The sequence below is a fragment of the Bacillus sp. FSL M8-0025 genome (assembly GCF_037975475.1).
GTDB lineage: Bacteria > Bacillota > Bacilli > Bacillales > Bacillaceae > Bacillus > Bacillus subtilis.
Genome location: NZ_CP150258.1, coordinates 472,433 through 496,079, shown reverse-complemented (window position 1 = coordinate 496,079; position 23,647 = coordinate 472,433). Strand labels below are relative to the sequence as shown.

The window sequence follows — 23,647 nt, the reverse complement described above, 5'->3', positions numbered from 1 at the left end:
ATCCTTCATCCCCCTGTCCTATTCGCCTTTTGTGTCTTTCTTACTAGAATGATAGCGTTTTCATAACGTCTGGGGAAGTTTATGATCATAACGGACATTTTGGTCTTTTTGGTCTCAGGTTTATCCTTTTAACACGTAGCGGTTGACCGGCCGGCCGACTCCGCCGTATTGAACGTCCAATTTGATGATCCCGGTTTTTTCTAAGTAATCAAGATATCGTCTGGCTGTCACTCTGGCGATGCCGAGCGCCTTGGCGACCTCTTCAGCAGAAAGGGATGCGGTTTGCTGTTTCAAAAAAGCAGTGACTTCATTCATCGTGAAGTGATTCAACCCTTTCGGCAGATCCTGTACGGCCTGCTGCGGAATATTCAGGATCGCATCGAGCTGTTCCTGGGACAGCGTATCATTCGCTTCGATTTTTTGTTTATATTGCTTGTACTTTTCGAGCGCCTGTCTCATTCGCTCAAGCTTAAACGGCTTTAAGATATAGTCAATCGCCCCGTTTTGCAGCATGAGTGAGATCGTTTCCTTGTCTTTTGCAGCGGAGACGACAATGACGTCCACTTCAAGCTTTTGCTTTCTGATCTCCTGCAAGGTCTGGATGCCGTCTTTTTTCGGCATGTACACATCGAGAATGACGAGATCCGGCTGTTCTTCTTTAATCAGCTTCATGCCTTCCTCTCCGTTTCCTGCCGTTGCACAGACAGTAACGCCTTTAACAGTTGTAATGAAATCCTTATTGACCTCTTGAACCATCGGATCGTCTTCAATGAGCAGAACCTTCCATTCTTTACGAGCCATGCTGTGCTTCCTCCCCCTTCATTGGAAAAACGATAGAAAAAGATGTCCCCTGCCCCGCATGTGAATCAACTTCTATCGTGCCCGATCCTTTGTCTATGATTTGTTTCACTAGATACAGGCCATAGCCTGTGCCGCCAGTTTTATTGACCGTAAAACCTTTGTCGTAAAGGCGAGGCATATGTGCCGGATCAATTCCGCAGCCGTTATCTTCTATTAAAATAGCAAGGATATCATCTGTTTGTTCGATACTAATGTCAATTCGTTTGTCTTCAGATTGAACGGCTTCAAATGAGCCGAAGGCATTTTCAATCAGATTCCCCAAAAGCACCACAATATCATGCTGATCAACATGCTCGGGAAATTGCTGAAGACTGCTGTTTTCATCTATATGAACAGCAATGCCGAGCTCTCTTCCCCTTCTGATTTTACTTAAAAGAAGGCCTGCCGCAGAGTCATTTTGAATCGAGCGGTGCAGAAATTCAGTCACATTTTCCTGCTCAGTTGATGCCTGGAATGCAAGCTGCAAGGCTTTTTCAGATTTCCCCAGCTGGATGAGGCCGGCGATCGTGTGCAGCTTATTCATATGCTCATGGTTTTGGACACGGAGCGCCTCCACAAAGTTTCTGACACCAGTCAATTCCTCTGCCATCTTGGCCGCTTCCGTTCTGTCCTGAAAAATCGCGACGGCGCCGATCACTTTTTTCTTCATGACGATCGGAATTCTGCTGCTCATGATGACTTTTCCGCTAACACGAATTTCTTCATTATAAACCGCTTTGTTCCGCTCCACGATTTCGGGCAGGCGCGAATCCTTGAGAACCTCCCAAATCACCTTGCCGATCAGATCCCCCTGCACTTCAAAGATCTGTTTCGCTTTTTCATTGAAAATCGTAATGATGAGACGATTGTCAATGGCGATTACCCCTTCATTCATCGAGTGAAACGTCGCTGTCCGTTCTTCATACATTCGGACAATCTCATGGGGTTCAAGCTGAAACATTTGTTTTTTGATATGGCGGGCCAGCAAAAAGGAACCAGCAAGGCCGAAGCCGAGTGTCAGCACAACGATGAAGGCGATATCACGCTTTAAATGAAGCAGGATGTCAGCGATCCCCGGCAGCGTTTTTCCGACAAGCACCACGCCTATTTGGTTCAGGTCTTGATCCTTAACCGGATAAAAAGCGCGAACCGCCGTGCCGATCTCGCCCTTTGCTTCAGAGAAATAAATGTGCTCCGCAAACGCTGCCTCCTCGTCTGCACCTTCTGATTTCTTGCCGATGCTTGTGCTGACAGGATGCGTATATCGGATGTGATTCATATCCATGACGACAATATAGTCTGCTTCATTAATCATCCTGATTTCTTCAACCGCATGGCGAACAGCTTCTGTTTGTTTTTTTCGCGCCAAGGCTTCTTTCACTTCTGTCATCTCTGACACCGTCCGGGCCGTATTCATCAGCCGCTTTTTCAGCTCCCGCTCCTCTGTATGCTGAATGTTGCCGATGAGCACAATGCCGCCGATCAAAAAGGAGAAAATGACGAGTATATAGGATAAGATTGTGATTTTCCAACGGATTGAGAGCTTCTTTTTGTTCATCAGCTTCTCCTTTCAGGTCTTTACGAATGTCATTGCCCCCATTATCCTTAACATAGGGGAGGGCTTTTCATGAAGAGTTTGCTTGCATGTCTCGCACTGATGATCGCTGGAATTGCAACCGCTTTATTTATTGGATTCCATGATCATACAGGCAATAAAAAGATTGTTTATGATGACGACCAGGAAGGCCTGAAGGATCAAATCGTGTTTAAATTCAGCCACGTGGTTGCTGAAAATACGCCAAAAGGGCTGGCCGCCAATAAATTCGCTGATCTGGTGAACGAAAAATCAGGCGGGAAAATAAAAATAGAAGTATTTCCGAATGGAAGCCTGTACTCGGACATTGAAGAAATTGAAGCATTGCAAAACGGCGATGTTCAATTTATCGCCCCCTCCACATCGAAGCTCGGCATGCTCTCGCCTGAATGGGGAGTGCTGGATCTGCCGTATGCATTTACAGATTACAACGCCGCCAAAAAAGGGCTGAACGGAAGCATCGGCACACAGCTGTTTGATTCTCTAAAGAAAAACCAATTAAGAGGACTGGCCTATTGGACGAACGGCTTTAAGCAAATCACAACAAATCAAGGGCCGGTCAAAACACCGGATGATTTAAAAGGGCAGGATCTGCGCATTATGCAAAGCGATGTGATTGAGGATCAGTTCAAGCTGCTTGGCGCAACACCTCATCAGGAATCCTTCAATTCTACCTTTCAGCTGTTAGAAAACAATGTAGTCGATGGCGAAGAAAATACAATTTCAAACATCTATTCTAAAAAATTTTATAATGTTCAGGACTATTTGACAATAAGCAGCCACGGTTACCTCGGCTACGCTGTCATGACTGATGAACACTTCTGGAAGGCGCAAACACCAGAAACAAGACGCATTTTGACTGAAGCGATGAAGGAGACGACGGAGTGGAATGAAACGTATGCCGAACAAATGAACAAGGAGCAGCTGGAAGAAATCAAAAAGAATTCTGCTATACATATTTATGAGCTGTCAGATAAAGAGAAAAAAGAATGGATGAAGCGTCTTGACCCTGTTTACCGGCAGTATGAGCCCATCTTTGGCCGGGAGCTGATCCGGGAACTGTTGGAGCTGCGAAAAGATTCATAGTTCCCATCTCGATACGCTGTTTTTCGTTTATCTTTCTATCGATCGGAAATATAAAAAGAGATAATCGAAAAAGGAGATGGGTACATGTTTAAGCACACAAAAATGCTGCAGCATCCTGCTAAACCAGATCGTCCAGATCCATTATTCGCTAAAAAAATGCAAGAAATTTTAGGCGGGCAATTCGGAGAAATTTCAGTTGCCATGCAGTACTTATTTCAAGGCTGGAACACAAGAGGAAATGAAAAATACAAGGACTTGCTGATGGATACGGCAACTGAGGAGCTCGGGCATGTTGAAATGATCGCAACGATGATTGCCAGACTTCTTGAGGATGCCCCTCTTGATCAGCAGGAAAAAGCTGCTGAAGATCCGGTCATCGGCTCCATCCTGGGCGGCATGAACCCTCACCATGCGATTGTATCAGGACTTGGCGCCATGCCGGAAAGCAGTACAGGCGTACCTTGGAACGGCGGTTATATCGTAGCAAGCGGAAACCTGCTGGCAGACTTCCGCGCCAACCTGAATGCGGAATCTCAGGGCCGTCTGCAGGTCGCACGCCTGTTTGAAATGACGGATGACAAAGGCGTCAAAGATATGCTCAGCTTCCTGCTGGCGCGTGACACAATGCACCAGAACCAATGGCTTGCCGCCATTAAAGAATTAGAAGCACAGGAAGGTCCGGTTGTGCCGGGTACATTCCCGAAAGCGCTCGAAAAACAAGAGTTCTCACATCAGCTTATCAATTTCTCTGAAGGCGAAGAAAGCGCCGAGCAAAACTGGCTGAATGAAAAAGCGCCGGACGGAGAAGCCTTTGAATATGTGAAAGAAGCAAAAACGTTTGGAGAAAAACCGGAGTTAAAACCAGCACCGCCTTTTGTTCATAATACACTTCCGGGACGCGAGTAAAGAGACAAGCCCAAAACATGATGTTTTGGGCTTTGATTATGCCTTCAGAACCGTCCAGTCTGGTTCGTACCGGATATCAGGGTTATGTAACAGATCGTGAACGAACGGTTTATCCTCTTCGTACACCGTCACCTCTATCGAAAGAATTACAGCCTTCTGATCGTTTTCCTCGTATATGCTGTCATGTTCGTTCTCCATAAAATGATCATAGGCTTCTCTGTTTTCCCATACACTGATGATTTCTGCGGTGAGCGGCTCGTCTATCGTTTTTCGCCAGCCGCCGGCCTGTTTGATAAAGCCGCTTATATGCGATAATGCTTCCCACTGTGACTGCGCTTTTGCAAATGCTTCAGCGTTTGCAGCGTCTACTTCACATATCACCTTTTTGATTAGCATGGCTGCTCCTCTATGATGACGGTTTCGGCTTGTTTATGCTCCACACAGAGATTAACCGTTCTGACATAAGAGCGTGTGCGGTGAACCGTGCCTTTCGGGATCAGCAGGCTGTCATTTGCTTTGAGCACCGCGGTTTCTTTGTCCTTAAAATCGATCAGCAGCTCCCCTTCAAGAACAATAAACAATTCGTCTGAGTCAGGGTGATGGTGCCAGTCATATTCTCCCGTAAACACCGCAAGGCGCACGCAGTGGTCGTTGACCTCTGAGATTGAAAAATTGGCGTGCTTTTCTTTGACTTCATTTGCGATGGCGAGCAAGTTTTGCATCTTGGACATTAGCGAAAACCCCTTTTTCACTTATTGTATCGCAATAGCGGCATAAATTGAGAAGATTCCAAAAAAAAGCGATCCAGCTGATGTGCCGGATCGCTTTTTTATTTACAGGTTGTCTGCCTTTATGCTTTTGATTAGTCGTTGTTGCGGGCGTTTCCGCCTTTTGAGCCAATTTCTTGGTAGAATTCTTTATCATGATTTTTGCTTGTTGCCTCTCCGCCTTTTCGGCCGATTTCTTGATAGAATTCTTTGTCATGATTTTCGCTAGTGGCTTCTCCGCCTTTTTCACCGATTTCTTGATAGAACTCTTTGTCATGGTTCTTGCTAGTGGCTTCTCCGCCTTTTTCGCCGATTTCCTGATAGAATTCTTTGTCATGGTTTTTGCTAGTGGCTTCTCCGCCTTTTTGACCAATCTCTTGATAGAATTCTTTGTCATGGTTCTTGCTTGTTGTTTCTCCGCCTTTTCTACCTGCTTCTTCTCTGCTCATTTTGTTATTGTCTGCCATTTTGAATTCCTCCTTTAATTGGTGTTGGTTGTTGTATTCCCGCTCACAATTCTTTTAAACAAACAAAACACATTGGGTATGTTTCCACTAAAAAAAGCAGGCGGATCGCGGTGTCCGTCTGCTTTCTGCTATTCCATCTCTCGTTCTGTTTCTTTCAGTCGTTCAAGAATGCGCCTCTTTTTGTACAGCATCATGCCTGTCTCGGTAATGTCGTTTAATGTTGAGCGATTGGCAGCGGCGCCAAAAACCATTCCGGCAACCGGCACCATCTGGAAAAGTTTTTTCCAGCCAAACGTGTCTCGATAGCCCAAAACGACTTCTCGCCAGCCTTGGATTTGAGAAGCGACATTCTTATATGTACGGTCTTGATCGTAGTGTTTTAATTCCTGCAAAATCGATCTTTTGCCGACAACATCAGCCGACGTCAGCTGCAGACATTTCACAATGAAGACGCGTTCTTTTTTCTCCTTTGGGTCATAGCCGTATGCGACTGCGATATCCTGTAATGTTTTTAGTGATAAGCCAAGCACTGCCGGAATGTCTGCCGCCAGCGTAAACACGCCGCCCACACCGGTTGTCGCGCCTTGAACGGTTGCTGCGTTGGTTCTGTTTTTGCCCATTCCTTCCGCAATTTCATCCATGACAGGAAGAGGCGCTTTCCGGATGTCCTCCAGCGATTCAAAGATCTCCTCCGGCAGTTTCTTTTGAAATATCCTGATAATCTGTTTTTCAGATGTCAGGTACTGTCCGCCTGTTTGAACAAAGCTGCCGACCTCATCCAAGAGCTTGCCGATCTTTTTCTGGATGAATTCCGGTGTCAGCTTGTCCAGGAGTTGAAACGGGAGACGGCTGAGCTTTTCCCAAAACCAGACTTTTTGCTGATCTTTTTCCCATTTCTCTATCTCTTTTAATTGCTGATGTAAGTCTTCTTTTCGTTCTGTTGGCACCCAATCCGCACTTCCCTTCCGTTTTTTCTACTATATAGTATACCTTCATTTTTTCGGATGCGTTTTTATTTTTCACCTGCGGGTACCATTTTTATAAAAGGAAAAGGAGTGATGGACATGCCTTGGTCGATGAAGGATTATCCTGCTTCATTAAAAAATCTTGAGAAGCCGGTGAGAAAAAAGGCGATAGACATTGCGAATGCGATGATTGATGAAGGCTATGAGGAAGGGCGCGCGATTCCAATTGCGACAAGCAAAGCGAAGGAATGGGCGGAAAACGCCTCTACAGATGAAATTGATGATTTCCTGACGCATGATGATGAGACAGAACGCGATGCTGATCCAAGCAGCGGCAGCGGCCCCGAGCTCATGAATAAAGCAGAGCATGTTATTAAGCATAAAAAAGGCTGGGCAGTCAAAGCCGAGGGCGCCAAACGTGTGTCTGAAATCAAGGATACAAAGAAAGAAGCGATTGAACGGGCAAAGGAAATCGCGGCGCATAAAGGCACTGAGGTCATTGTTCATTTAGCTGACGGCAGTGTGCAGAGAAAGATTAAAACAGGATCATAAAGGAATATGCTTTTAGGTGTTTCGAAATGATCAGGAGCGGTTATTGATTGGTAAATCATTTATGAGAGGTGATCATGATGCTTAGCTTTTTGGTTTCATTAGTTGTTGCTATTGTTATCGGATTAATTGGGAGCGCCATTGTAGGAAACCGGCTGCCGGGAGGAATTTTCGGCTCTATGATTGCAGGGCTGATCGGCGCTTGGATTGGGCACGGACTTCTTGGCACATGGGGACCGAGCCTCGCCGGCTTTGCTATTTTCCCGGCCATCATCGGGGCAGCCATCTTCGTGTTCTTGCTGGGCCTTATATTCCGCGGGCTGCGGAAGGAAGCCTAGACTCATTAGATACAGGAGGCATCGTTTCGAAATGAAACGATGTCTTTTTATATGGGACCTTATCCCGAATCCCTACATATCATGTTACATAACAGGGAAAAATTCAGAAGTGTATTTTGAACATTTTCGGTTGACAAGAAACCGGGATGGTCATATGATGTAGATAAAATAATTTGCCTTAAGGAAACTCTTTGTTGTACGGCAAAAACAAACAGAATTCAGGTGAGACATGATGAACAAGGACATCACAGCACAATCTCCCCGTTCCAAAGCCGTCCAAGATGCGCTTGACGGGAAAATCAGAGGATTCAGAGGGCTGCTCCCTTTTCTCGGCCCTGCATTTATAGCAGCCATTGCCTATATTGATCCCGGCAACTTCGCAACGAATATTTCGGCGGGTTCTAAATACGGATATATGCTCTTATGGGTGATCTTATTTTCTAATATCATGGCCCTTTTAATTCAATCCCTATCCGCCAAACTCGGTATTGCGACAGGCAAAAATCTGCCTGAGGTTGCCCGTGAAGAATTCCCGAAGCCTGTCTCGATCGGATTATGGATTCAGGGCGAGCTTGTCATTATCGCAACTGACCTGGCGGAATTTATCGGAGCGGCTCTGGGACTGTATTTGCTGTTCGGCATTCCGATGCTTGAAGCGTCTATTATTGCGGCGATCGGTTCTTTCGCGATATTGGAGCTTCAGCGCCGCGGTTATCGCTCACTTGAAGCCGGTATTGCCGGTATGCTGTTTGTGGTCGTGATCGCCTTTGCGCTGCAGACCTTTTTCGCAAAGCCTGATGCCGTGTCAGTGATGAAGGGCCTTTTTGTCCCGGCGTTTCATGGCACCGACAGTGTGCTTCTTGCAGCGGGTATTCTTGGCGCAACTGTTATGCCGCACGCCATTTATTTACACTCTGCCCTTACACAGCGGCGGGTGGTTGGCAAAACTGATGCAGAACGGAAAAAAATCTTTAGGTTTGAATTTATTGATATTTTAATAGCGATGCTGATTGCAGGGGCTATTAATGCAAGTATGCTGATCGTGGCTGCCGCATTATTCTTCAAAAACGGCCTGTTTGTTGAGGATCTCGACGTCGCATTTCAGCAATTCGGACATCTTGTCAGCCCTATGTCTGCGGCTTTATTCGGGATCGGGCTGCTCGTTGCCGGTCTATCCAGTTCGTCTGTCGGCACACTTTCAGGCGACGTGATTATGCAAGGATTTATCAACTACCGCATTCCGCTGTATGTACGGCGTTTTATCACGATCATTCCGCCGATCTTGATCATCGCGTCAGGTGTTAATCCGACGACCGCTCTCGTACTGAGCCAGGTCGTGCTGTCCTTCGGGATCGCCTTTGCCCTCATTCCGCTTATTATGTTTACAAGCAATAAACGGATCATGGGATCTCTGATCAACGCCAAATGGATCACAGTGGTGTCTTGGCTGATTGCTGTATTGATCGTTGCTTTGAATGTGTTTTTAATTGTAGATACGTTTCGATAAAAAAACCGGCTTCTAAAGCCGGTTTTTATTTTTTCGCAAAGCTCATTGATACCCTTTTTGACAGAAATTTGTTATGATAGAAGAAAAATCGGAGTTTTGATGATGTCAGTATTTATTCTGTTTTATTTGTGGATTGTTCCTATTGTTATCGGCATTTTATGTTCTGTTGCTGCCCATAGATCCAAGGGAAAAATGAGAGTCGCGCCCGGCATTGCCATGATCGTGCTCAGTATCATTTCCTTAATCACGGCGTTTACGGCCGGACACACAAATTTCCACGTGTTTATCGGCGGCATGTTTTTATTCGGCACCTTCTTGGTCGGTTCTGCTTTTCCTTTCTTCTTCGGGCTGAAGAAAAAAGAGAAATAAGCTTATAATGAGAAGAGTTCTGTAAGATTTGATAAGAATAAGCATGCAAGGACAAATGCATCTTCCTTTGAAACAAGATGCATTTGTCCTTTTGTCTGTTTCGAGTATGGCGAAATCAGTTCCTAATACATACACCGATCATTTTATGAATTCAAACATGTTATAGCTGAAAATACGTTTGTTTCCAACAAAAAACAGAGGCCTTTTGGGGCCTCTGTTTTTTTAGAATAACCGTTTCAAACTTTTCTTCAGTGACGGCATTTCAAATTTTTGGTTTTCGAAGAAGTTTTTCAGCATGTACTTGCTAAAGCCTTTCGCCTGCCCGTAGGTGATTTTGCCAGGCAGCGGCGGTTCGTTTCCAATCATGACATCCACAACAACAGGTTGGTCAGAGTGCAGCGCCTCATGGAATGCCGGCGCAAGCTCTTCCGCTTTAGTCACTTTGATGCCCTTTGCTCCGCAGCTTTCTGCAAATGCGGCATAGTCGACATTTTGAAGTTTTGTGACATAGTCGATATTGCCTTTGACCTGCTGCTCGTACTCAATCATGCCAAGATTTTCGTTGTTTAAAATGACGACTGTGATCGGGAGCTTATATTTGACAGCGGTCGGAAGATCCTGCATGACCATGGAAAATCCCCCGTCACCACAGACGGCGATCGCCTGGCGTTCCGGTTCGGACAAGCTTGCGGCGATCGCTCCCGGCAGGCCGCAGCCCATTGTCGCAAGCCAGCTGGAGACGATGAAATCCTGGTTCGCGTTCATTTTGAAATGACGCGCCATCCAGACTGTCACAGTGCCGACATCGACAGAGAGCACCGCATCATCGGCTGCTGCTTCCTGAAGACGTGCCACGACCTGCTGAGGTTTAAGCGGTGTTGTGGCCTCTGTCTCATCTTTTTCGATTTCGTTCCACCAATGCTGCATATGTTCTGTGCAGGCATTCAGGAATCTTCTGTCTTCCTTGCGTTCAATATACTCTGTCAATTCGCGCAGGCCGAGAGCCGAATCGCAGACAAGGCCCGCTGTCACCGGATACCGTTTTCCGATTTTCGCCGGGTCTGAATCGAGCTGTATCGCCGGCGTGTCATCAGGCAAATAATCACGGTATGGGAATGACGTTCCGAGCATGATTAATAAGTCACATTCCTCCATTGCCTCGTAAGCCGGCTTTGTTCCGATCTGCCCGAGGTTGCCGAGAAAATGCGGGTGCTTATCGGGAACAACACCCTTTGCCGGGAGTGTAACAACGATCGGAGCGGCGGCTTTGTCCGCAAATTCTAAGAGCTCCCGTTTCGCCTTTTTCATTCCCTGCCCTGCCAGGATAATCGGCTTCTTAGCGTTATTAATATATTGGGCGCAGGTGACGAGCTGTTCTTTTTTCGGTTCAAGGTTCCCTTCAATATACACCGGTGAAGTATACACGGGCTCCCGTTTGATTTTCTCCGCAAACAAATCATCTGACACGCTCAATACCGCAACGCCTTTTTTGCTGTAGGCGGTCCTGATCGCCTGATTTAAGAGATCCGGAAGTGATTCTGCGCTATGTACCTCTCTGTTGAACACAGCCACGTCCTCAAACATTTGCTCCAGCTTAATCTCCTGGAAATAGTCCCGTCCGACTTCGCCAGAAGAAACCTGTCCTGCAATCGCCAGCACAGGGGCGCCGTCCGCTTTTGCATCATATAAACCATTTAATAAGTGCACCGCTCCCGGCCCTGCGATTGACAGACAGACTCCGACCTTGCCGGTGAGTTTTGCTTCAGCTGCGGCTGCCAGTGCCGCTACCTCTTCGTGGCGGGTTTGAATGAACTTCAGTTGATTTCTTTCGTGTCTTAATTCTTCAATAAACTCATTTATACTGTCTCCGGGGATGCCGTATACATGATCAACTCCCCATTGCTCAAGCAGCTCTGTCATTACTTGTCCTGCAGTTTTATGTGCCATAACGTATCCTCCTTTTTCCTTTTTTCAATACCACAGGAGAAAGGCTTTAAAACCCGGAGACCTGAATCGCTTGCCCAGTCTTCTTTTCAACAGGTCGATCGCCGCGAGCAACCCGCTATCCTTGACGGTGACATTTACATCTTGAGCGCCGTTCTTGAAATCATTGATCTGCCTTTTTCGATTCGGCACCATAAAAAGCGGCAAACGCCCCGGGGAAACCCACTTTAATCCCGCTGTCTCTGTGCCGTCAGCCATTGCTTGTCCGCCTGTAATGCTTCCGAAAAACAGATGCTGTTCATCTTGAAACTTTGGCCTTTGGTAAACACCTATTTTCGCAGAAAGCGCTGCATTGTATCCCGTTTCTTCCAATATCTCCCGCACTGCCGCTTCCTCAGCCGATTCCCCGGGATCAACCCTGCCGCCGGGCAAATCCCATAGAGGGACATCTTTTCGTTTCACCAGCAGAATTTGCTGACTTTCGTTCAATACGATCACAAAAGCACCTTGTGTATACACCCCCATACCTCCTTTTCCCGCTAAAAAGGACCAAGGTGATTCCCTTGGTCCTAGAGCTTTACTTTTTAAAATGATACGGCAGTGTGGCAACCATTATGTCCTTTTTCCAGAACAGCCGGACTCTGAGGAGGAAGGCCGATTGGTTGTGAAGGATGGTGTGCCAGCGTTTTTTCGTTATAAATTGCGGAAACAGCACCATAACGGAAAACTGCTCCTTCTTCGCTTTTGCCTCAACTGTTTCCAAAAACTTATCAAACGGATGGACAAGGCTTCTGTAAGAGGAGTGAAGCGTCACGAGACGCACTCCGTTATTAAGCTCTTCCCAACGTTTTTCGAATTTCTTTTCCTGTTCTCTGTCAAATGACACGTGAACGGCGATCACCTGATCGGACAGTGATTTCGCATAGTGAATCGATTTTTGCACGACGGTGGTGACACCGGCCACAGGCACAATCACAACGGTGCCTTTGATTTCTTCCGGCTCTTTGTCTACGATGCGAAGCTGTTCACCAACCGCAGTATAGTGATTTTTAATCGCAAAAAACAGCAAAACGACGATAGGCATAAAGATTAACACAGGCCATACGACATTAAACTTCGTCACAAACAGAATGGATAGAACCATAAATGATATCAGAGCGCCGCAGGAGTTGATCAGCATTTTTCCGATCCAGCCTTTTGGTTTTTGCTTGATCCATTTCATGCACATGCCGGTTTGTGAAAGCGTAAATGGAATAAATACGCCCACAGCATATAACGGGATTAAGTGCTCCGTCTGTCCCCCGAATAAGATAATGAGAACAATGGAGGCAAAGCCTAAAAAGATAATCCCATTTGAGAAGCCTAAGCGGTCGCCCCTGACTGTAAACATTCGCGGCATATACTGGTCTCTCGCCAGGTTGAAGGCAAGCTGCGGGAAGGCTGAGAATCCCGTATTTGCCGCAAGAACCAAAATAAGCGATGTGACACCTTGGATGACATAGTAGAACACATTCCGCCCAAAGGTTTCGGACGCAATTTGTGAAACCACTGTTTCATCAGGTTTCGGCGCCGTACCATACCCGTACGCGAGAACCGTGATGCCGGAAAACAGAATCGCCAGCAAAATCCCCATCATCGCAAGCGTTCTTGCCGCGTTTCGCGCAGGCGGGTTTTTGAATGCAGGAATCGCATTAGAAATGGCCTCAACCCCGGTCAACGCTGAGCATCCGGAGGAAAAAGCCTTAAGCAGCAAAAATAGCGTAATGCCGGCTACAGGTGTGCCGAGCGATGTATGATGGGCTGGCTGGTCTATTTGTCCTGTCATAAGTTTAAACAACCCGACTGCAATGAGAACCAAAAGCGCCACCACAAACAGATAAACCGGGTAGGCAAGTATGGATGCTGATTCCGAAAGCCCGCGCAGGTTCAAAATCATAATCACTAACACGAGAAAAATAGCGATCGGCACATGATAATCATGCAATGCAGGAAAGGCTGACGTGATGGCATCCGTGCCTGCGGAAATACTTACCGCTACTGTTAAAATATAATCAACAAGCAATGAACCGCCCGCAATCAATCCCGGTTTTTCACCGAGATTTTCTTTAGAAACGATATACGCCCCGCCGCCCTGCGGATAAGCGTAAATAATTTGCCTGTATGAAAGAATCAGTGCGAGCAGCAAGATGAGAACGCCAACCGCAATCGGAATGGAGTACCAAAATGCGGCTGCACTGATTGTTGCCAAAATGATTAGAATTTGTTCTGTCCCATATGCGACAGATGACAGCGCATCTGAGGAAAGCATAGCCAAGGCTTTTAATTTCGTCAGTTTTTGCTCTCCAGCTGCTTGGGATTTTAGTGGTTTCCCAATCAAAAAACGTTTGATTGAATGATACATCGATGTCTTCCCCTTTTAATTTCTCATTTTTCAATTAAAACAATAAAACATCCATCAGTGTCTTGCTCTCACATGTTGATGATAGTCCTTTCTGCTATGATGTCTCTGTATGCGATTTGCATTCAAAAATGAACAACAAAAAACACAGAGGCAAACGGATGCCCCTGTGCCATAACATCGAACACAGGTTTCATTCATCTCCTCTCACGAACGCTTACGAGGTTAGCTGACGGATTCGGGCATATGAGAGTTAGCCCTACCTAAAAAGGATTCACCCCAACGGCAAAAAGCCGTTCTATTGGGTCCCCCGCTCTGATTTCAGATTAAGCGATTTGTTTTCTAAAAGAGATCATACTCCCGTTCCCGCACGTTGTAAAGAGGCTTATTGGCTGAGAGAAAAAAATAAAATGACAGGTTCCACAAATGGAATTTACTTACCAAAAATAAAAAAACAGAGGCTAAAATCGCCTCTGTTTTATTCTGTATCTGTCTTTCTTTTTTTGCGTCTTACGGCAATCCAAATGAACACTGCCGCAACCACCATAATGAGTGCCAGCACACCAATATACATCCATTTCTGGCTATGATCCTGTGTTGGTTGTTCTGCATCGGAACTGTTTGTTTCCGATTTGAGCTGCTGGTGGTTTGTAAACACCTGCTGGCTGTTTGTTTCATTAAGGACGGTTGCCGACTCATCGTTGCTGTTCAGATAACTGATGATCTCTTTTGTGACAGCCGTGCCATCTCCTTTTGACGGTGCAAAGACAGCCATTGTATAGCGTGAATCCCAAACCGATGCTTGGGTAAATACCACTTGTTTTGTCGTCTCATTCAGCATCTCGAAACTAGATACATCAAACGAGCCGTTCTTTTCCTGCGGCACAAGCAGATCTGATGATTTCTCCTTCAGAAGAGAAAATTGATTGATCCCTCCTATGAAAATGAGGTTTCGTCCTTTCGCATCATTTGCTGTAACGTCAGATGATTTCTTTACCGTATATGAATGCTGTGCTTCGCTGCCAAAGGATTCCGTCACGAGAGAAAGCTCCTCAAGCTTCGATTGGCTTACGGTGTCAGGAAGCACGATTAACGTTGTTTGATCCTGGTTTCCGGCGTAAGGAAGCGGCCACTCTTGAAAATCCGCTGAAGGAGACATGCCTTTGATAGCGTATGATAATGTACTGTTTTTATCGATAAAAACCCACTTTTCTTCATCAGTCGTATTACAAGGGTTGTTTTCCTTTAAACCGATCGTGACAAACTGAATATCAATGTAGCGGTTTTTTTGCAGCAGCTTAGGGTCCACTTTCACTGTGACATGATAGAATCCGTTTTTATCTTCTTTTCCTAATTCATCAAGCCGGACCGAGTGCGGCTGGCCGTTGATCATCACTTTCAGTTCTGCAGCCTGAGAGGCTGACTCGTTTTCAGCCGTTGAGGCTTGAATCGTTTCAGACTTTTTCAGTTTAAGCGACAGCTTCGCCGATTGGTTTTCATCTAAAACAGCCGAAGCCGGATAAAAATAATGTGCTGAAGATGTTTTGTCAGCTCCAATTGTGATATCGCCCGCTCCAAAATTCTCAAGGGTCAGCTTATCGCTTTCTTTTTTTTCAGTCTGCTGAAGCTTGCTGATTGAAAGTGTATCGCCGCTGAGCTGGCCTGTATATGTCTGATCTGTTATCACGCTGATTTTTTTAGTGAGCGCGTCCTCGGACGCAGCTTGCGCAAACAAAACCGACTGCTGCTTGCCCTCTGCTTTCAGCACCCGCTCCGCAAGCAGAAGGTTTTCTCCTTTTGCCTGTAGCCCAGCTTGTTTCAACAGTTTTTTCACTTTGCCGTTCCAATGCTTGTCCACGCCGATAACAATCGTCGGCTTATCGATTTTTTTCAGTTCAGATTCCGTGACATACGCAATACTGACACTGCTGTCCACCGTTTTCAAATAGCCTTCTGTTTTAACAGCAGCTTCTATTTCTGCTGAACTTGGGTTATCCGGAATGACGATAGCTGTTTCTTCAGCTGTATTTCCAGATTGGGCGAAAGGATACGGATAATGGTCCAGCGACGTTCCCTTCGCTTCACTGCTGTCAGCAAGTGTCAGCCGGCTGTCCGGATAAATTTTGATCCAGTTGCCTGATGTATCCTGTCTGACGCACACGCCCTCTTTCATTACGCCGTAGAATTTCAGCGATACGTTGTGATAGCCTTGCGCAGACTGGCTTTTATTCAGATTCAGCTTCACTGTTTTCCGTTTGGAATCACCATCAAGCTTTAACGTCTTGACCGGTTCATCATCAATGACAGCCGTTAACGATGATGGAGAAATTAAAAGATTTGATGCCTCGTATTCGATTACCAATTGCTGATTGCCCGAAGAGGCGCCTGCTGGGATCTGATACGTCAGCTCTGCGCTGTCTTTTGATCCATACAGTGTAATCAACTCGCTTGTCAGCACCTGCTGTTTGGCTTGTTCTTGGCTGCTTTTCCCGAGGAGCGAACCACTGACCTGTACGTCTTTGGCAAGAGCCGTTTGTCCAGTCATCGCCAGCAGCATGAAGCTTGTGAGAAAAATCATTATTTGTTTCAAAAAGGTCACCCGCTTTTATGTTGATTGTATCGTTCTGTCTTGTACCATTTGACCTCTTGCTTGAATAAACGGTGCTTGATTTCTACGAATAAAGAGTAGATAACAAGCACAATCCATGCCTGCGAGTATGTGAAGTACATGAGAAATACGATAAAAAAGTTTTGCTTGTTCATTTCTGTTTTTTCAATGCTCAACGTAATCATGACCTCTGTCATAAATAAGAAAAACGCCAAAATCCAGAGAATCATTGCCAAAAATCCAACAGACAAATGCAAATCATAAAACAAATTCACTACAAAAATCGCATTTGACATGATCACGCCAAAGAAAAACAGGAAGTACGTAAAGAAAAAATAAAACAAATCAAAGATAATCCGTTTTCGTTTCAGCTTAAAAAACTGCGCCAAAAATTTGAGCACGACATATTGATTGCCGCGCGCCCATCGGGTGCGCTGGCGCCACCATACCTTCCATGTTTCCGGTTCCTGCTCCCACGTGATGGCGGCAGGGAAAAAGCGGATGTGATAGCCGAGATTATATACCCGGATGGTCAGCTCAGTATCCTCAGCGAGCGCTTTGTCATCCCAGCCTCCGAGCTTTTCGATAATGCTTCTGCGGATCGCGAAGTTGGTGCCTGGGATCGTGGCGATTTTGAACCACTTCCATCTGCCTCCCTGGGCCATCCACTGAAAACAGATCGTTTCGATATTAATAAACCTCGTCAGCAGCGTCTTTGCCGCATTGATGACGCGGAATTTCCCTACCACGGCGCCTGCCTTTTCGTCATTCATCAGGCCGAGCACGAGGTAATACACGGCCATTTTCTCAGGCGTGTTGTCGGCGTCATACACACAGATCACATCGCCGTTCGATTCGGCAAAACCCGAGTTAAGTGCAGAGGATTTTCCTTTTCCTGCATTTGGCGGCTTCGTAATCACCATTTTGATGAAATCGTATTTCTCGGAAAATTCATTGACGATATCACCCGTCCGGTCTGATGAATTATCATTAACGACGATAATCTCCAGCCGGTCCTTCGGATAATAAAGGTTGACCATGGCCTTCAGCGTCTGCCGAATCACAACCTCTTCGTTATGCGCCGGGATGAGGACGCTGACCTTCGGCAGTTCCTTCATATTTTCTCTCCACTTCGGGATATTCCGTTCGAAGGTCATATAGTGGCGAAACCCGCCCTGCATGAGGAACATGTGGTAGAGAAGCATAACCCATATTAAACTTAGCGAGATAAAGAACAGCGTATTACCCAAGGCTTCTTCTCTCCTTAAAAATTCGTTTTTTCAATGTGGCTCTCAAGTAAAACGTATAACTGACAAACATAATGACAAATAAGAGCACAACAGCGGAGAGAATCCATAACGCCTTTTCCAGAGGGGTTTGGCGATGATGATCGAAAAACTCGTCAATGGCGCTTACGCCGTTTTTCACCTGAATCGTTCCGTCACCGCTTGTATGAATTTCCACTTTGTCTGTTTTGACGGTTTGTTTCGTTTTCTTTAAATCAAGCCATTCACTGTCTGGAATGCGTTCCATCTGATCAACCAGCTCCGGCAGATATTTCATCCCGAGGTACGGGTGATAAAATCCTCCGGCTACTCCGCCTTCAAAATCAATCATCTGGGAGATGTGCTCCTCCATCTCACCGAGCGGGTTTTGCTTCGATGTGTCGACAAAGCCGATCGTTTCCGGATAAAGCGTCATTCCGTGCAACATCGAAGGAGCAGTCACAAACGGAGGTGCACCGGATGTTTTCCATGTTGTGCTGCTGAGCTGGACCTGGCCGAAAATGCTTGTAAAATACTGCGAGGCGATTTGATAGCCATAATCGGACATCGTGTAATGCGGCGCTTCAAACGCCAGCGGGTAAAGACCCGATGATGTCAAATCCTCAATGGCACGCGTCAGTTTTTGTTTTGTATACGTTTCTTCCTTTTCCCGAAATGGTTCGAGATAGCTGTGATAGGCTTGTTCGTTCGGGAAGTCCTGTTCTTTCTCCAAAATGGACGGGGGGTCTTCGGCATTTCCGGATGTAATCGGCTGATCCGCCTTTGCATCCCAAAATTCAAAGCCCTCTCCTGTTTCACTGTAGCGATAAGCGTGAGTATAGCCGTGAACAATGATACTGCCGCCCATGCTTTGCAGCTTCTTCAGCACCTTGACCATCTTCGGTTGATCAGACAAATACACTTTGTCGCCTGTTTCCGGATTCAAGTAAACCGGAATGACCGCCAGGATAAAAGGAATATGCCGCTTATGCAGGTATGTACCGGCTTGAAGCAGCAGTTTTTCATCAGACATCGGGCTGATATCCTCGAGACGCAAATACAATAACGTCGTCCCCGCCTTCTCTCCGAAAGCTTCTCTGAGCTGTTTCGCCACGATCAAATTGTCATTTAACAAATTTGTTAATCCAATGTACACATTCCCTTTTTTTGTTTTCCATATAAAAGAATGCGTTGTGCCTTCATCCGCTTTGAAGGTGTAAAGCGCCGTTCCTTTCAGGCCTGATACACTCAGCACGTTAAGCCCGCTTTCCAGAGACACATCGGCCTTTTCTGACCTGCTGTGAACCTGAAACACATTTTCTTTGCGGGCTAATGAAAGCCCAGAAAATTGGCTGATTTGGCCTGCGTTATAGCCAATGGCGACAACCGGTTTTTTTACGCCGCTGATAAGAGACAGCAATTTTTGGCTGAGCTTTCTTTTCGTTTGGCCGTAATAAATCACATGGTCTTTCCCTTTGAAATCCGACGCTTCAACGTCTGAATCTTTTTTGACTGTCACATGGGATGTAAAGTGGCCCGCAAGCAAATCGAGCATTTTGACTTGTGACGACTCTTTGCCGTCCAAGGTTGAGTAGATGATGAGAATGCCGGCATCCTGATCTTTCGCTTGCGCAGAAACGGGAAAAGACGCAATAGCTGAAAATAGAAGCATCATGACGCATAGCAATGTGATTCCTTTATAGTTCATTCATCATCATCTCGTTTTCCAGTTCTTCTAAAAATTGATCAGCTGTTTGGATATCGTTGCGGTAGGGCAAATAGCAAACGTGGAACGTAAGCGACACATACTTTCCATTTTCCAGCTGATATGTATCCAATTGTTTCTTCAGCTTAGTCAGAACGGCCGGCATATGTTCAGCAGGCGTGTGCGTCAGCACGATCCCGATACGCTCGTCAGAGGGACGGAATTTCTTATCCGTTTCCCGAACGCTTGTCCTGATTTGCTGACCGACATATTGGAAGAGGCGGTCCGTTTCTTTTTCACCGTACAAAGACTTAAACTCTTTGAAATAATGCATATGGAGCAGCAAAAACACAAAAGAATTGCCGTAGCGCTCCGCCCGCTTGATTTCTTCTGAAAGTTCCAGCTTCATCCTTTGCTTGTTATCAAAACCAGTCACTCTGTCAACAGCAACATAGCTTTTAATTTCGGATTGAAGCCGTGTCATTGAGCGCCGAAGCTCTGCTGTAATATCGTGGATTCTTCCAGAAATAAAAGAAAACAGCAAAAGCGCGATTCCCCACACGACAAGCATTCGCAGCCCTTCCTCAGCCGGAAAGAGCGATGTCTGTCCAGTCTGGAAAAACATCATTAAGGTGCCGAGAACAAAGAGTACGATTAAGGTCACTGCCAGCGCGTAAATCGGGCCGAACCAGATGCCTGCGGCGATGACGACAAATGTGATGCAAAGGATCAGAGCACCTTCTGATTGCTGGGCTGACACATAATAAATAAACAAAGACAGGGCCGCGATGAGCCCTGAAAAATAAGCAAATAATTTTTGTGATTCACTGAATGATATTTTCATTAAAAAGCTTCCTTTCGGCTAACAGCGGCAGCAGATTGTCAAATGAATGCGTCTGAGTGCCGCTCATATAGCCTCCATAATAAGATTTCACCGGATCATGAATTTCAAAGTCATTCATTCTGTCATATATGGCTTTGATGACAGAACTGTTTTCATGCTGTTTTGTCAAAAACAATACGGCTAATGCATATACGGATGGAGACTCATATTGGACGGCAGGCTCCTTCGTATCTGCCGAATACCGCCCGTACAGCTTTCCGTTTTTCTGAAATTCCTGCTTGATCCAGTCCGCTAAAACAGATGCTTTTTCATCCCCTTCCGGCAAATGCCAAGCAGCGTAAAGCTGATCAATCAGGTTGATTTCACTATCATATGTGTATTCCTTCGTCTCCGAGCTGTATGTATTCGGCAGAAAGCCATTTTTTAAAGGAGCTGAATAGAGAACATTGGCATTCCGCTGTTCTGTTTCTTCGTCTATGATTCCATTCTTCTTTAAGACAGCTAAGGCATCAGGCATGACGTATGAAAGCGTCACATCCTTTGAAGCGGCCTGTGAGTCGTAAAAGTCTGTAAAAAACCCGTTGTTCATATTGTATGTCTTCAAAGACGTGCCGATATCCCTAGCCGTTTGCGCGTAGTCGCTGCGGCCCCATTTTGCGGCGGCTTGGTCAAGAGACAGCATAATTCTCATATCATCTATCAGCGCATTCGTCTCGCTCGCTTGGCCATTTTGAATCTTCCACGTCACCAAGTGATTGCTCATCAGAAATGAATCAGTCAGATGCTGATATTGATCCTGGAAATGCGGTGCGTCATTTTTGCTGAGCAGAAACTCCATCCACAGGCCGAGAGATTCCGACAAGTAAGAAGGCTGGTCTGAAAAATCGGTTTTGATCAGCCCTTTGTCATTCATTAAATTGTGATAGATGAAATATTCCGCCGGCTGGAGCGGGCTGGCATTCACTTCTGTCGCCGACTGATTTTGGGTCTTGTTTCCAGCTTCAGCACACCCTGCGGAAAGTCCGATAGATAAGAAGAATAAGATGACAGCAATTAGTACATGCCTCACAGGCAAATCCCCCTTTGTCGCCTGAAGCAAATCAGACGCTCACAAATAGTTATAGACGAAAATATGACTGCCATGTTACAAAGTACATTTACTATAAAAGAAAAAAATGCAGATTGCTAGCTTTTTTTCCCCTTTTTGAACATTAAGAAAACAGGACCTAAGTCCACTAAAAAAACCTGTGCGATAGGCACAGGTTTTTTTATTATTTATCCAAACCGAGTTTTTTCAGCTGTTCTGCCAGCGCGTTGTTAATCGGCTCATCTTTATTTTGTTTTTTCATATAAGAGGATACGTCCCGTTTGGTAGCACGCGCTTTGTCTTTGTTTTTTCGTTTTTCAAATACAGAGAGCTTTTCACGGTGACCGCACACACACGCAAAGGTTTGGCCCTCGCCTTGGCCGCGAAGCTCCATTCTTTTATGGCAATTTGGGCAGCGTGCGTTTGTTTTTCGGGCAATCGTTTTTCTGCTTCCGCATTCACGATCTTGGCACACGAGCATCGTCCCGCGTTTGCCGTTTACTTTCAGCATCATTTTGCCGCATTCCGGACATGCCGTTCCCGTAATGTTGTCATGTCGGAAGGTTTGGCTGCTGTTTTTGATTTCTTTTACCGTTTGGTGAGCGTAAGCCTTCATATCTTTAATAAAAACAGCCGATTTCAATTTGCCGGCCGCGATCGCAGACAGCTTTTGCTCCCATTCTGCTGTTAAGGCCGGTGATTTCAGATCCTCCGGAACAAGCTGCAGGAGCTGTTTTCCTTTAGATGTGATAAAAATATCTTGGCCTTTTTTCTCGATTAAAAAGCTGTTGAACAGTTTTTCAATAATGTCGGCACGCGTTGCCACCGTGCCGAGGCCGCCTGTTTCTCCAAGCGTTTTGACGAGGCCTTTTTCTTCTCCCTGCATAAACGCGCTTGGGTTTTCCATCGCTGACAGCAAGGTTCCTTCATTAAAGCGGGCAGGCGGCTTCGTTTGGCCGCTTGTTTCCGTTAACGTGCGGACGGCAAGTGTGTCGCCTTTTTGAAGCGCAGGAAGTGTCTGATCTCTGTCATCCTCCTGCTCATCATCCTCATCCGCCATATCATAAACGGCTTTCCACCCTTGCGACTGCACGGTTTTGCCTTTCGCCGTAAAGGTTTCTCCGCCGATTTCTGCGATGACCTTTGTTTCCTCATATTCGAATGCAGGCATTAATACAGCCAGGAAACGTTTCGCAATCAGGTCATACAGCTTTCGTTCTTTATCACTCAGACTGCTGAGAACGAGCGGCTCTTCGGTCGGGATAATCGCGTGGTGGTCTGACACCTTCGCGTCATTGACATATCCTTTATGAGATTTAATGCCGCGTTTTTTAATTTGGCTGACATATTGGGCATACGGTTTTACTTCCATGCCTTCCAGACGGTCTTTTAACGTCGGGACGATGTCACTGGATAAAAATCTAGAGTCCGTCCGCGGATATGTGACGAGCTTATGCTGCTCATATAGCTTCTGCAGGACAGAAAGCGTTTCTTTGGCAGAAAAACCGAAGCGCTTGTGGGCGTCACGCTGCAGCTCCGTTAAATCATAAAGCGCAGGCGCAAAGCTTTTTTTCGCTGTTTTTTTCAGCTCAGCTACGACCGCTTGCTTTCCTTGGAGATTTTTTAGCAGACGGCTTGTTACATCTTGATTGAACGTTCTCGTCTGCTTTGATTTCTTATCCTGCCACGTCAGCGTCATGCCGTCGACTGCAGCACGGATGCCGTAATACGGAACGGGCGTAAACGCCTGAATGTCTGCCTCGCGCTTTGCAATCATGGCAAGCGTCGGAGTCTGCACACGCCCGCATGAGAGCTGGGCATTGAATTTTGTGGTAAGTGCACGGGTGGCGTTGATCCCCACAATCCAATCCGCTTCCGCTCTGGCGACGGCAGAATGGTACAGGTTTTCATATTCTTTGCCGCTGCGCAGCTTTTGAAAACCTTCCTTGATCGCTTTATCCGTCACAGATGAAATCCACAGCCGCTTGATTGGTTTTCGGACATTCGCTTTCTCAATGATCCAGCGCGCAACAAGCTCACCTTCCCGGCCTGCGTCAGTCGCGATGACAATCTGATTGACGTCTTTACGGGTAAGCTGGGATTTGACTGCATTGAACTGCTTTCCGGTTTTTTTTATCACCACAAGCTTCAAGGGTTCTGGAATAATCGGCAGATCCTCTAGGCGCCATGATTGAAATTCTTTTCCGTAGCCTTCCGGATCAGCAAGCGTCACCAAATGGCCTAAAGCCCAGGTCACAATATATTGATCGCCTTCGAGATAACCGTTTCCTTTTTTATGGCACTTCAGCACCCGGGCTAAATCCCGGCCGACTGAAGGTTTTTCAGCTAATACAACTGTTTTTGACATGCTTGATCACTTCTCTTTCTTTCGCGCTCATCCTGTTATT

Annotated in this window: 22 protein-coding genes and 1 riboswitch; of the genes, 7 read left to right on the top strand and 15 right to left on the bottom strand. The window is 46.1% G+C overall.

Annotated features, from left to right (window positions below):
* Window positions 1-120: 120 nt before the first annotated feature.
* Window positions 121-801, bottom strand: coding sequence for a two-component system response regulator DctR (gene dctR / locus MKX38_RS02520; RefSeq protein ID WP_339188513.1), 681 nt, complete (start codon window positions 799-801; stop codon window positions 121-123).
* The gene (dctS, locus tag MKX38_RS02515; protein WP_339188511.1) at window positions 791-2,398 is read right to left on the bottom strand and encodes a two-component system sensor histidine kinase DctS; all 1,608 of its coding nucleotides are present in this window, start codon (window positions 2,396-2,398) and stop codon (window positions 791-793) included. The genes dctR and dctS overlap by 11 nt, the downstream gene beginning before the upstream one ends.
* Window positions 2,399-2,467: 69 nt before the next feature.
* On the opposite strand from dctS, the gene dctB reads away from it, so the two are divergent.
* A complete protein-coding gene (gene dctB / locus MKX38_RS02510) occupies window positions 2,468-3,520 on the top strand; it encodes a C4-dicarboxylate TRAP transporter substrate-binding protein DctB (RefSeq protein WP_339188509.1) in 1,053 nt (350 codons plus the stop codon).
* 84 nt (window positions 3,521-3,604) lie between these two features.
* Window positions 3,605-4,426: a manganese catalase family protein gene (locus tag MKX38_RS02505; protein WP_123372831.1), complete on the top strand. Its 822-nt coding sequence runs from the start codon at window positions 3,605-3,607 to the stop codon at window positions 4,424-4,426.
* Between the two features lie 36 nt (window positions 4,427-4,462).
* Here MKX38_RS02505 and MKX38_RS02500 read toward each other — a convergent pair whose 3' ends face one another.
* The 4 genes from MKX38_RS02500 to MKX38_RS02485 all read right to left on the bottom strand — a co-directional run bounded on the left by MKX38_RS02500 (window position 4,463) and on the right by MKX38_RS02485 (window position 6,607).
* A complete protein-coding gene (locus MKX38_RS02500; protein ID WP_032722920.1) occupies window positions 4,463-4,822 on the bottom strand; it encodes a YdbC family protein in 360 nt (119 codons plus the stop codon).
* Window positions 4,816-5,157 carry a cupin domain-containing protein gene (locus MKX38_RS02495; RefSeq protein ID WP_003246564.1) on the bottom strand — a complete coding sequence of 114 codons (342 nt, stop codon included), beginning with the start codon at window positions 5,155-5,157 and terminating at the stop codon, window positions 4,816-4,818. The genes MKX38_RS02500 and MKX38_RS02495 overlap by 7 nt, the downstream gene beginning before the upstream one ends.
* A 131-nt stretch (window positions 5,158-5,288) precedes the next feature.
* The gene (gene gsiB, locus MKX38_RS02490) at window positions 5,289-5,660 is read right to left on the bottom strand and encodes a glucose starvation-inducible protein GsiB (protein WP_003246542.1); all 372 of its coding nucleotides are present in this window, start codon (window positions 5,658-5,660) and stop codon (window positions 5,289-5,291) included.
* A 128-nt stretch (window positions 5,661-5,788) separates the two neighbouring features.
* Complete coding sequence (locus MKX38_RS02485) at window positions 5,789-6,607, bottom strand: EcsC family protein (RefSeq protein ID WP_003234359.1); 819 nt, start codon at window positions 6,605-6,607, stop codon at window positions 5,789-5,791.
* Between the two features lie 117 nt (window positions 6,608-6,724).
* On the opposite strand from MKX38_RS02485, the gene MKX38_RS02480 reads away from it, so the two are divergent.
* From MKX38_RS02480 to MKX38_RS02460, 5 genes are all read left to right on the top strand, one after another.
* Window positions 6,725-7,177, top strand: a complete 453-nt coding sequence (locus MKX38_RS02480) for a DUF2188 domain-containing protein (protein WP_003246574.1) — start codon at window positions 6,725-6,727, stop codon at window positions 7,175-7,177.
* A 77-nt stretch (window positions 7,178-7,254) separates the two neighbouring features.
* Window positions 7,255-7,512: a GlsB/YeaQ/YmgE family stress response membrane protein gene (locus tag MKX38_RS02475; RefSeq protein ID WP_003246519.1), complete on the top strand. Its 258-nt coding sequence runs from the start codon at window positions 7,255-7,257 to the stop codon at window positions 7,510-7,512.
* A gap of 229 nt (window positions 7,513-7,741) precedes the next feature.
* A complete protein-coding gene (locus tag MKX38_RS02470; RefSeq protein ID WP_003234364.1) occupies window positions 7,742-9,019 on the top strand; it encodes an Nramp family divalent metal transporter in 1,278 nt (425 codons plus the stop codon).
* Between the two features lie 102 nt (window positions 9,020-9,121).
* Window positions 9,122-9,388 carry a hypothetical protein gene (locus MKX38_RS02465; RefSeq protein ID WP_021481716.1) on the top strand — a complete coding sequence of 89 codons (267 nt, stop codon included), beginning with the start codon at window positions 9,122-9,124 and terminating at the stop codon, window positions 9,386-9,388.
* Between the two features lie 28 nt (window positions 9,389-9,416).
* Window positions 9,417-9,554, top strand: coding sequence for a hypothetical protein (locus tag MKX38_RS02460; protein ID WP_050496044.1), 138 nt, complete (start codon window positions 9,417-9,419; stop codon window positions 9,552-9,554).
* A 56-nt stretch (window positions 9,555-9,610) separates the two neighbouring features.
* Here the strand turns inward: MKX38_RS02460 and MKX38_RS02455 are convergent, their stop codons facing one another.
* The 9 genes from MKX38_RS02455 to MKX38_RS02415 form a co-directional block, all read right to left on the bottom strand.
* Window positions 9,611-11,335, bottom strand: coding sequence for a pyruvate oxidase (locus MKX38_RS02455; protein ID WP_167407869.1), 1,725 nt, complete (start codon window positions 11,333-11,335; stop codon window positions 9,611-9,613).
* Between the two features lie 24 nt (window positions 11,336-11,359).
* On the bottom strand, window positions 11,360-11,851 hold the full coding sequence (gene mutT, locus MKX38_RS02450) for an 8-oxo-dGTP diphosphatase MutT (protein WP_048217621.1): 492 nt from the start codon (window positions 11,849-11,851) through the stop codon (window positions 11,360-11,362).
* Window positions 11,852-11,909: 58 nt separating this feature from the next.
* A complete protein-coding gene (gene kimA / locus MKX38_RS02445; RefSeq protein WP_003246693.1) occupies window positions 11,910-13,733 on the bottom strand; it encodes a potassium transporter KimA in 1,824 nt (607 codons plus the stop codon).
* A 196-nt stretch (window positions 13,734-13,929) separates the two neighbouring features.
* A riboswitch (cyclic di-AMP (ydaO/yuaA leader) is annotated at window positions 13,930-14,073 on the bottom strand.
* A 135-nt stretch (window positions 14,074-14,208) separates the two neighbouring features.
* The gene (locus MKX38_RS02440; protein WP_339188506.1) at window positions 14,209-16,320 is read right to left on the bottom strand and encodes a cellulose biosynthesis cyclic di-GMP-binding regulatory protein BcsB; all 2,112 of its coding nucleotides are present in this window, start codon (window positions 16,318-16,320) and stop codon (window positions 14,209-14,211) included.
* A 5-nt stretch (window positions 16,321-16,325) separates the two neighbouring features.
* Window positions 16,326-17,588 carry a glycosyltransferase family 2 protein gene (locus MKX38_RS02435; RefSeq protein ID WP_003246697.1) on the bottom strand — a complete coding sequence of 421 codons (1,263 nt, stop codon included), beginning with the start codon at window positions 17,586-17,588 and terminating at the stop codon, window positions 16,326-16,328.
* Complete coding sequence (locus MKX38_RS02430; RefSeq protein ID WP_339189378.1) at window positions 17,581-19,290, bottom strand: DUF2334 domain-containing protein; 1,710 nt, start codon at window positions 19,288-19,290, stop codon at window positions 17,581-17,583. The genes MKX38_RS02435 and MKX38_RS02430 overlap by 8 nt, the downstream gene beginning before the upstream one ends.
* A gap of 10 nt (window positions 19,291-19,300) precedes the next feature.
* Window positions 19,301-20,152, bottom strand: coding sequence for a cyclic-di-GMP receptor EpsK (gene epsK / locus MKX38_RS02425; RefSeq protein WP_273796280.1), 852 nt, complete (start codon window positions 20,150-20,152; stop codon window positions 19,301-19,303).
* Entirely contained in the window at window positions 20,133-21,221 is a 1,089-nt protein-coding gene (locus MKX38_RS02420) for a glycosyl hydrolase family 8 (RefSeq protein WP_339188503.1), read from the bottom strand. Before MKX38_RS02420 ends, epsK begins: the two co-directional genes overlap by 20 nt.
* Before the next feature lie 202 nt (window positions 21,222-21,423).
* Complete coding sequence (locus MKX38_RS02415) at window positions 21,424-23,607, bottom strand: DNA topoisomerase III (RefSeq protein ID WP_029317313.1); 2,184 nt, start codon at window positions 23,605-23,607, stop codon at window positions 21,424-21,426.
* Window positions 23,608-23,647 lie beyond the last annotated feature (40 nt).

Bases quoted from the DNA above. Each gene is read 5' to 3' on its own strand.
- dctR (WP_339188513.1), bottom strand. From the start codon at position 801: ATGGCTCGTAAAGAATGGAAGGTTCTGCTCATTGAAGACGATCCGATG.
- dctB (WP_339188509.1), top strand. From the start codon at position 2,468: ATGAAGAGTTTGCTTGCATGTCTCGCACTGATGATCGCTGGAATTGCA.
- MKX38_RS02465 (WP_021481716.1), top strand. From the start codon at position 9,122: ATGTCAGTATTTATTCTGTTTTATTTGTGGATTGTTCCTATTGTTATC.
- MKX38_RS02415 (WP_029317313.1), bottom strand. From the start codon at position 23,607: ATGTCAAAAACAGTTGTATTAGCTGAAAAACCTTCAGTCGGCCGGGAT.
- MKX38_RS02495 (WP_003246564.1), bottom strand. From the start codon at position 5,157: ATGTCCAAGATGCAAAACTTGCTCGCCATCGCAAATGAAGTCAAAGAA.
- MKX38_RS02470 (WP_003234364.1), top strand. From the start codon at position 7,742: ATGATGAACAAGGACATCACAGCACAATCTCCCCGTTCCAAAGCCGTC.
- dctS (WP_339188511.1), bottom strand. From the start codon at position 2,398: ATGAACAAAAAGAAGCTCTCAATCCGTTGGAAAATCACAATCTTATCC.
- gsiB (WP_003246542.1), bottom strand. From the start codon at position 5,660: ATGGCAGACAATAACAAAATGAGCAGAGAAGAAGCAGGTAGAAAAGGC.
- MKX38_RS02455 (WP_167407869.1), bottom strand. From the start codon at position 11,335: ATGGCACATAAAACTGCAGGACAAGTAATGACAGAGCTGCTTGAGCAA.
- epsK (WP_273796280.1), bottom strand. From the start codon at position 20,152: ATGAAAATATCATTCAGTGAATCACAAAAATTATTTGCTTATTTTTCA.
- MKX38_RS02475 (WP_003246519.1), top strand. From the start codon at position 7,255: ATGCTTAGCTTTTTGGTTTCATTAGTTGTTGCTATTGTTATCGGATTA.
- kimA (WP_003246693.1), bottom strand. From the start codon at position 13,733: ATGTATCATTCAATCAAACGTTTTTTGATTGGGAAACCACTAAAATCC.
- MKX38_RS02505 (WP_123372831.1), top strand. From the start codon at position 3,605: ATGTTTAAGCACACAAAAATGCTGCAGCATCCTGCTAAACCAGATCGT.
- MKX38_RS02500 (WP_032722920.1), bottom strand. From the start codon at position 4,822: ATGCTAATCAAAAAGGTGATATGTGAAGTAGACGCTGCAAACGCTGAA.
- MKX38_RS02480 (WP_003246574.1), top strand. From the start codon at position 6,725: ATGCCTTGGTCGATGAAGGATTATCCTGCTTCATTAAAAAATCTTGAG.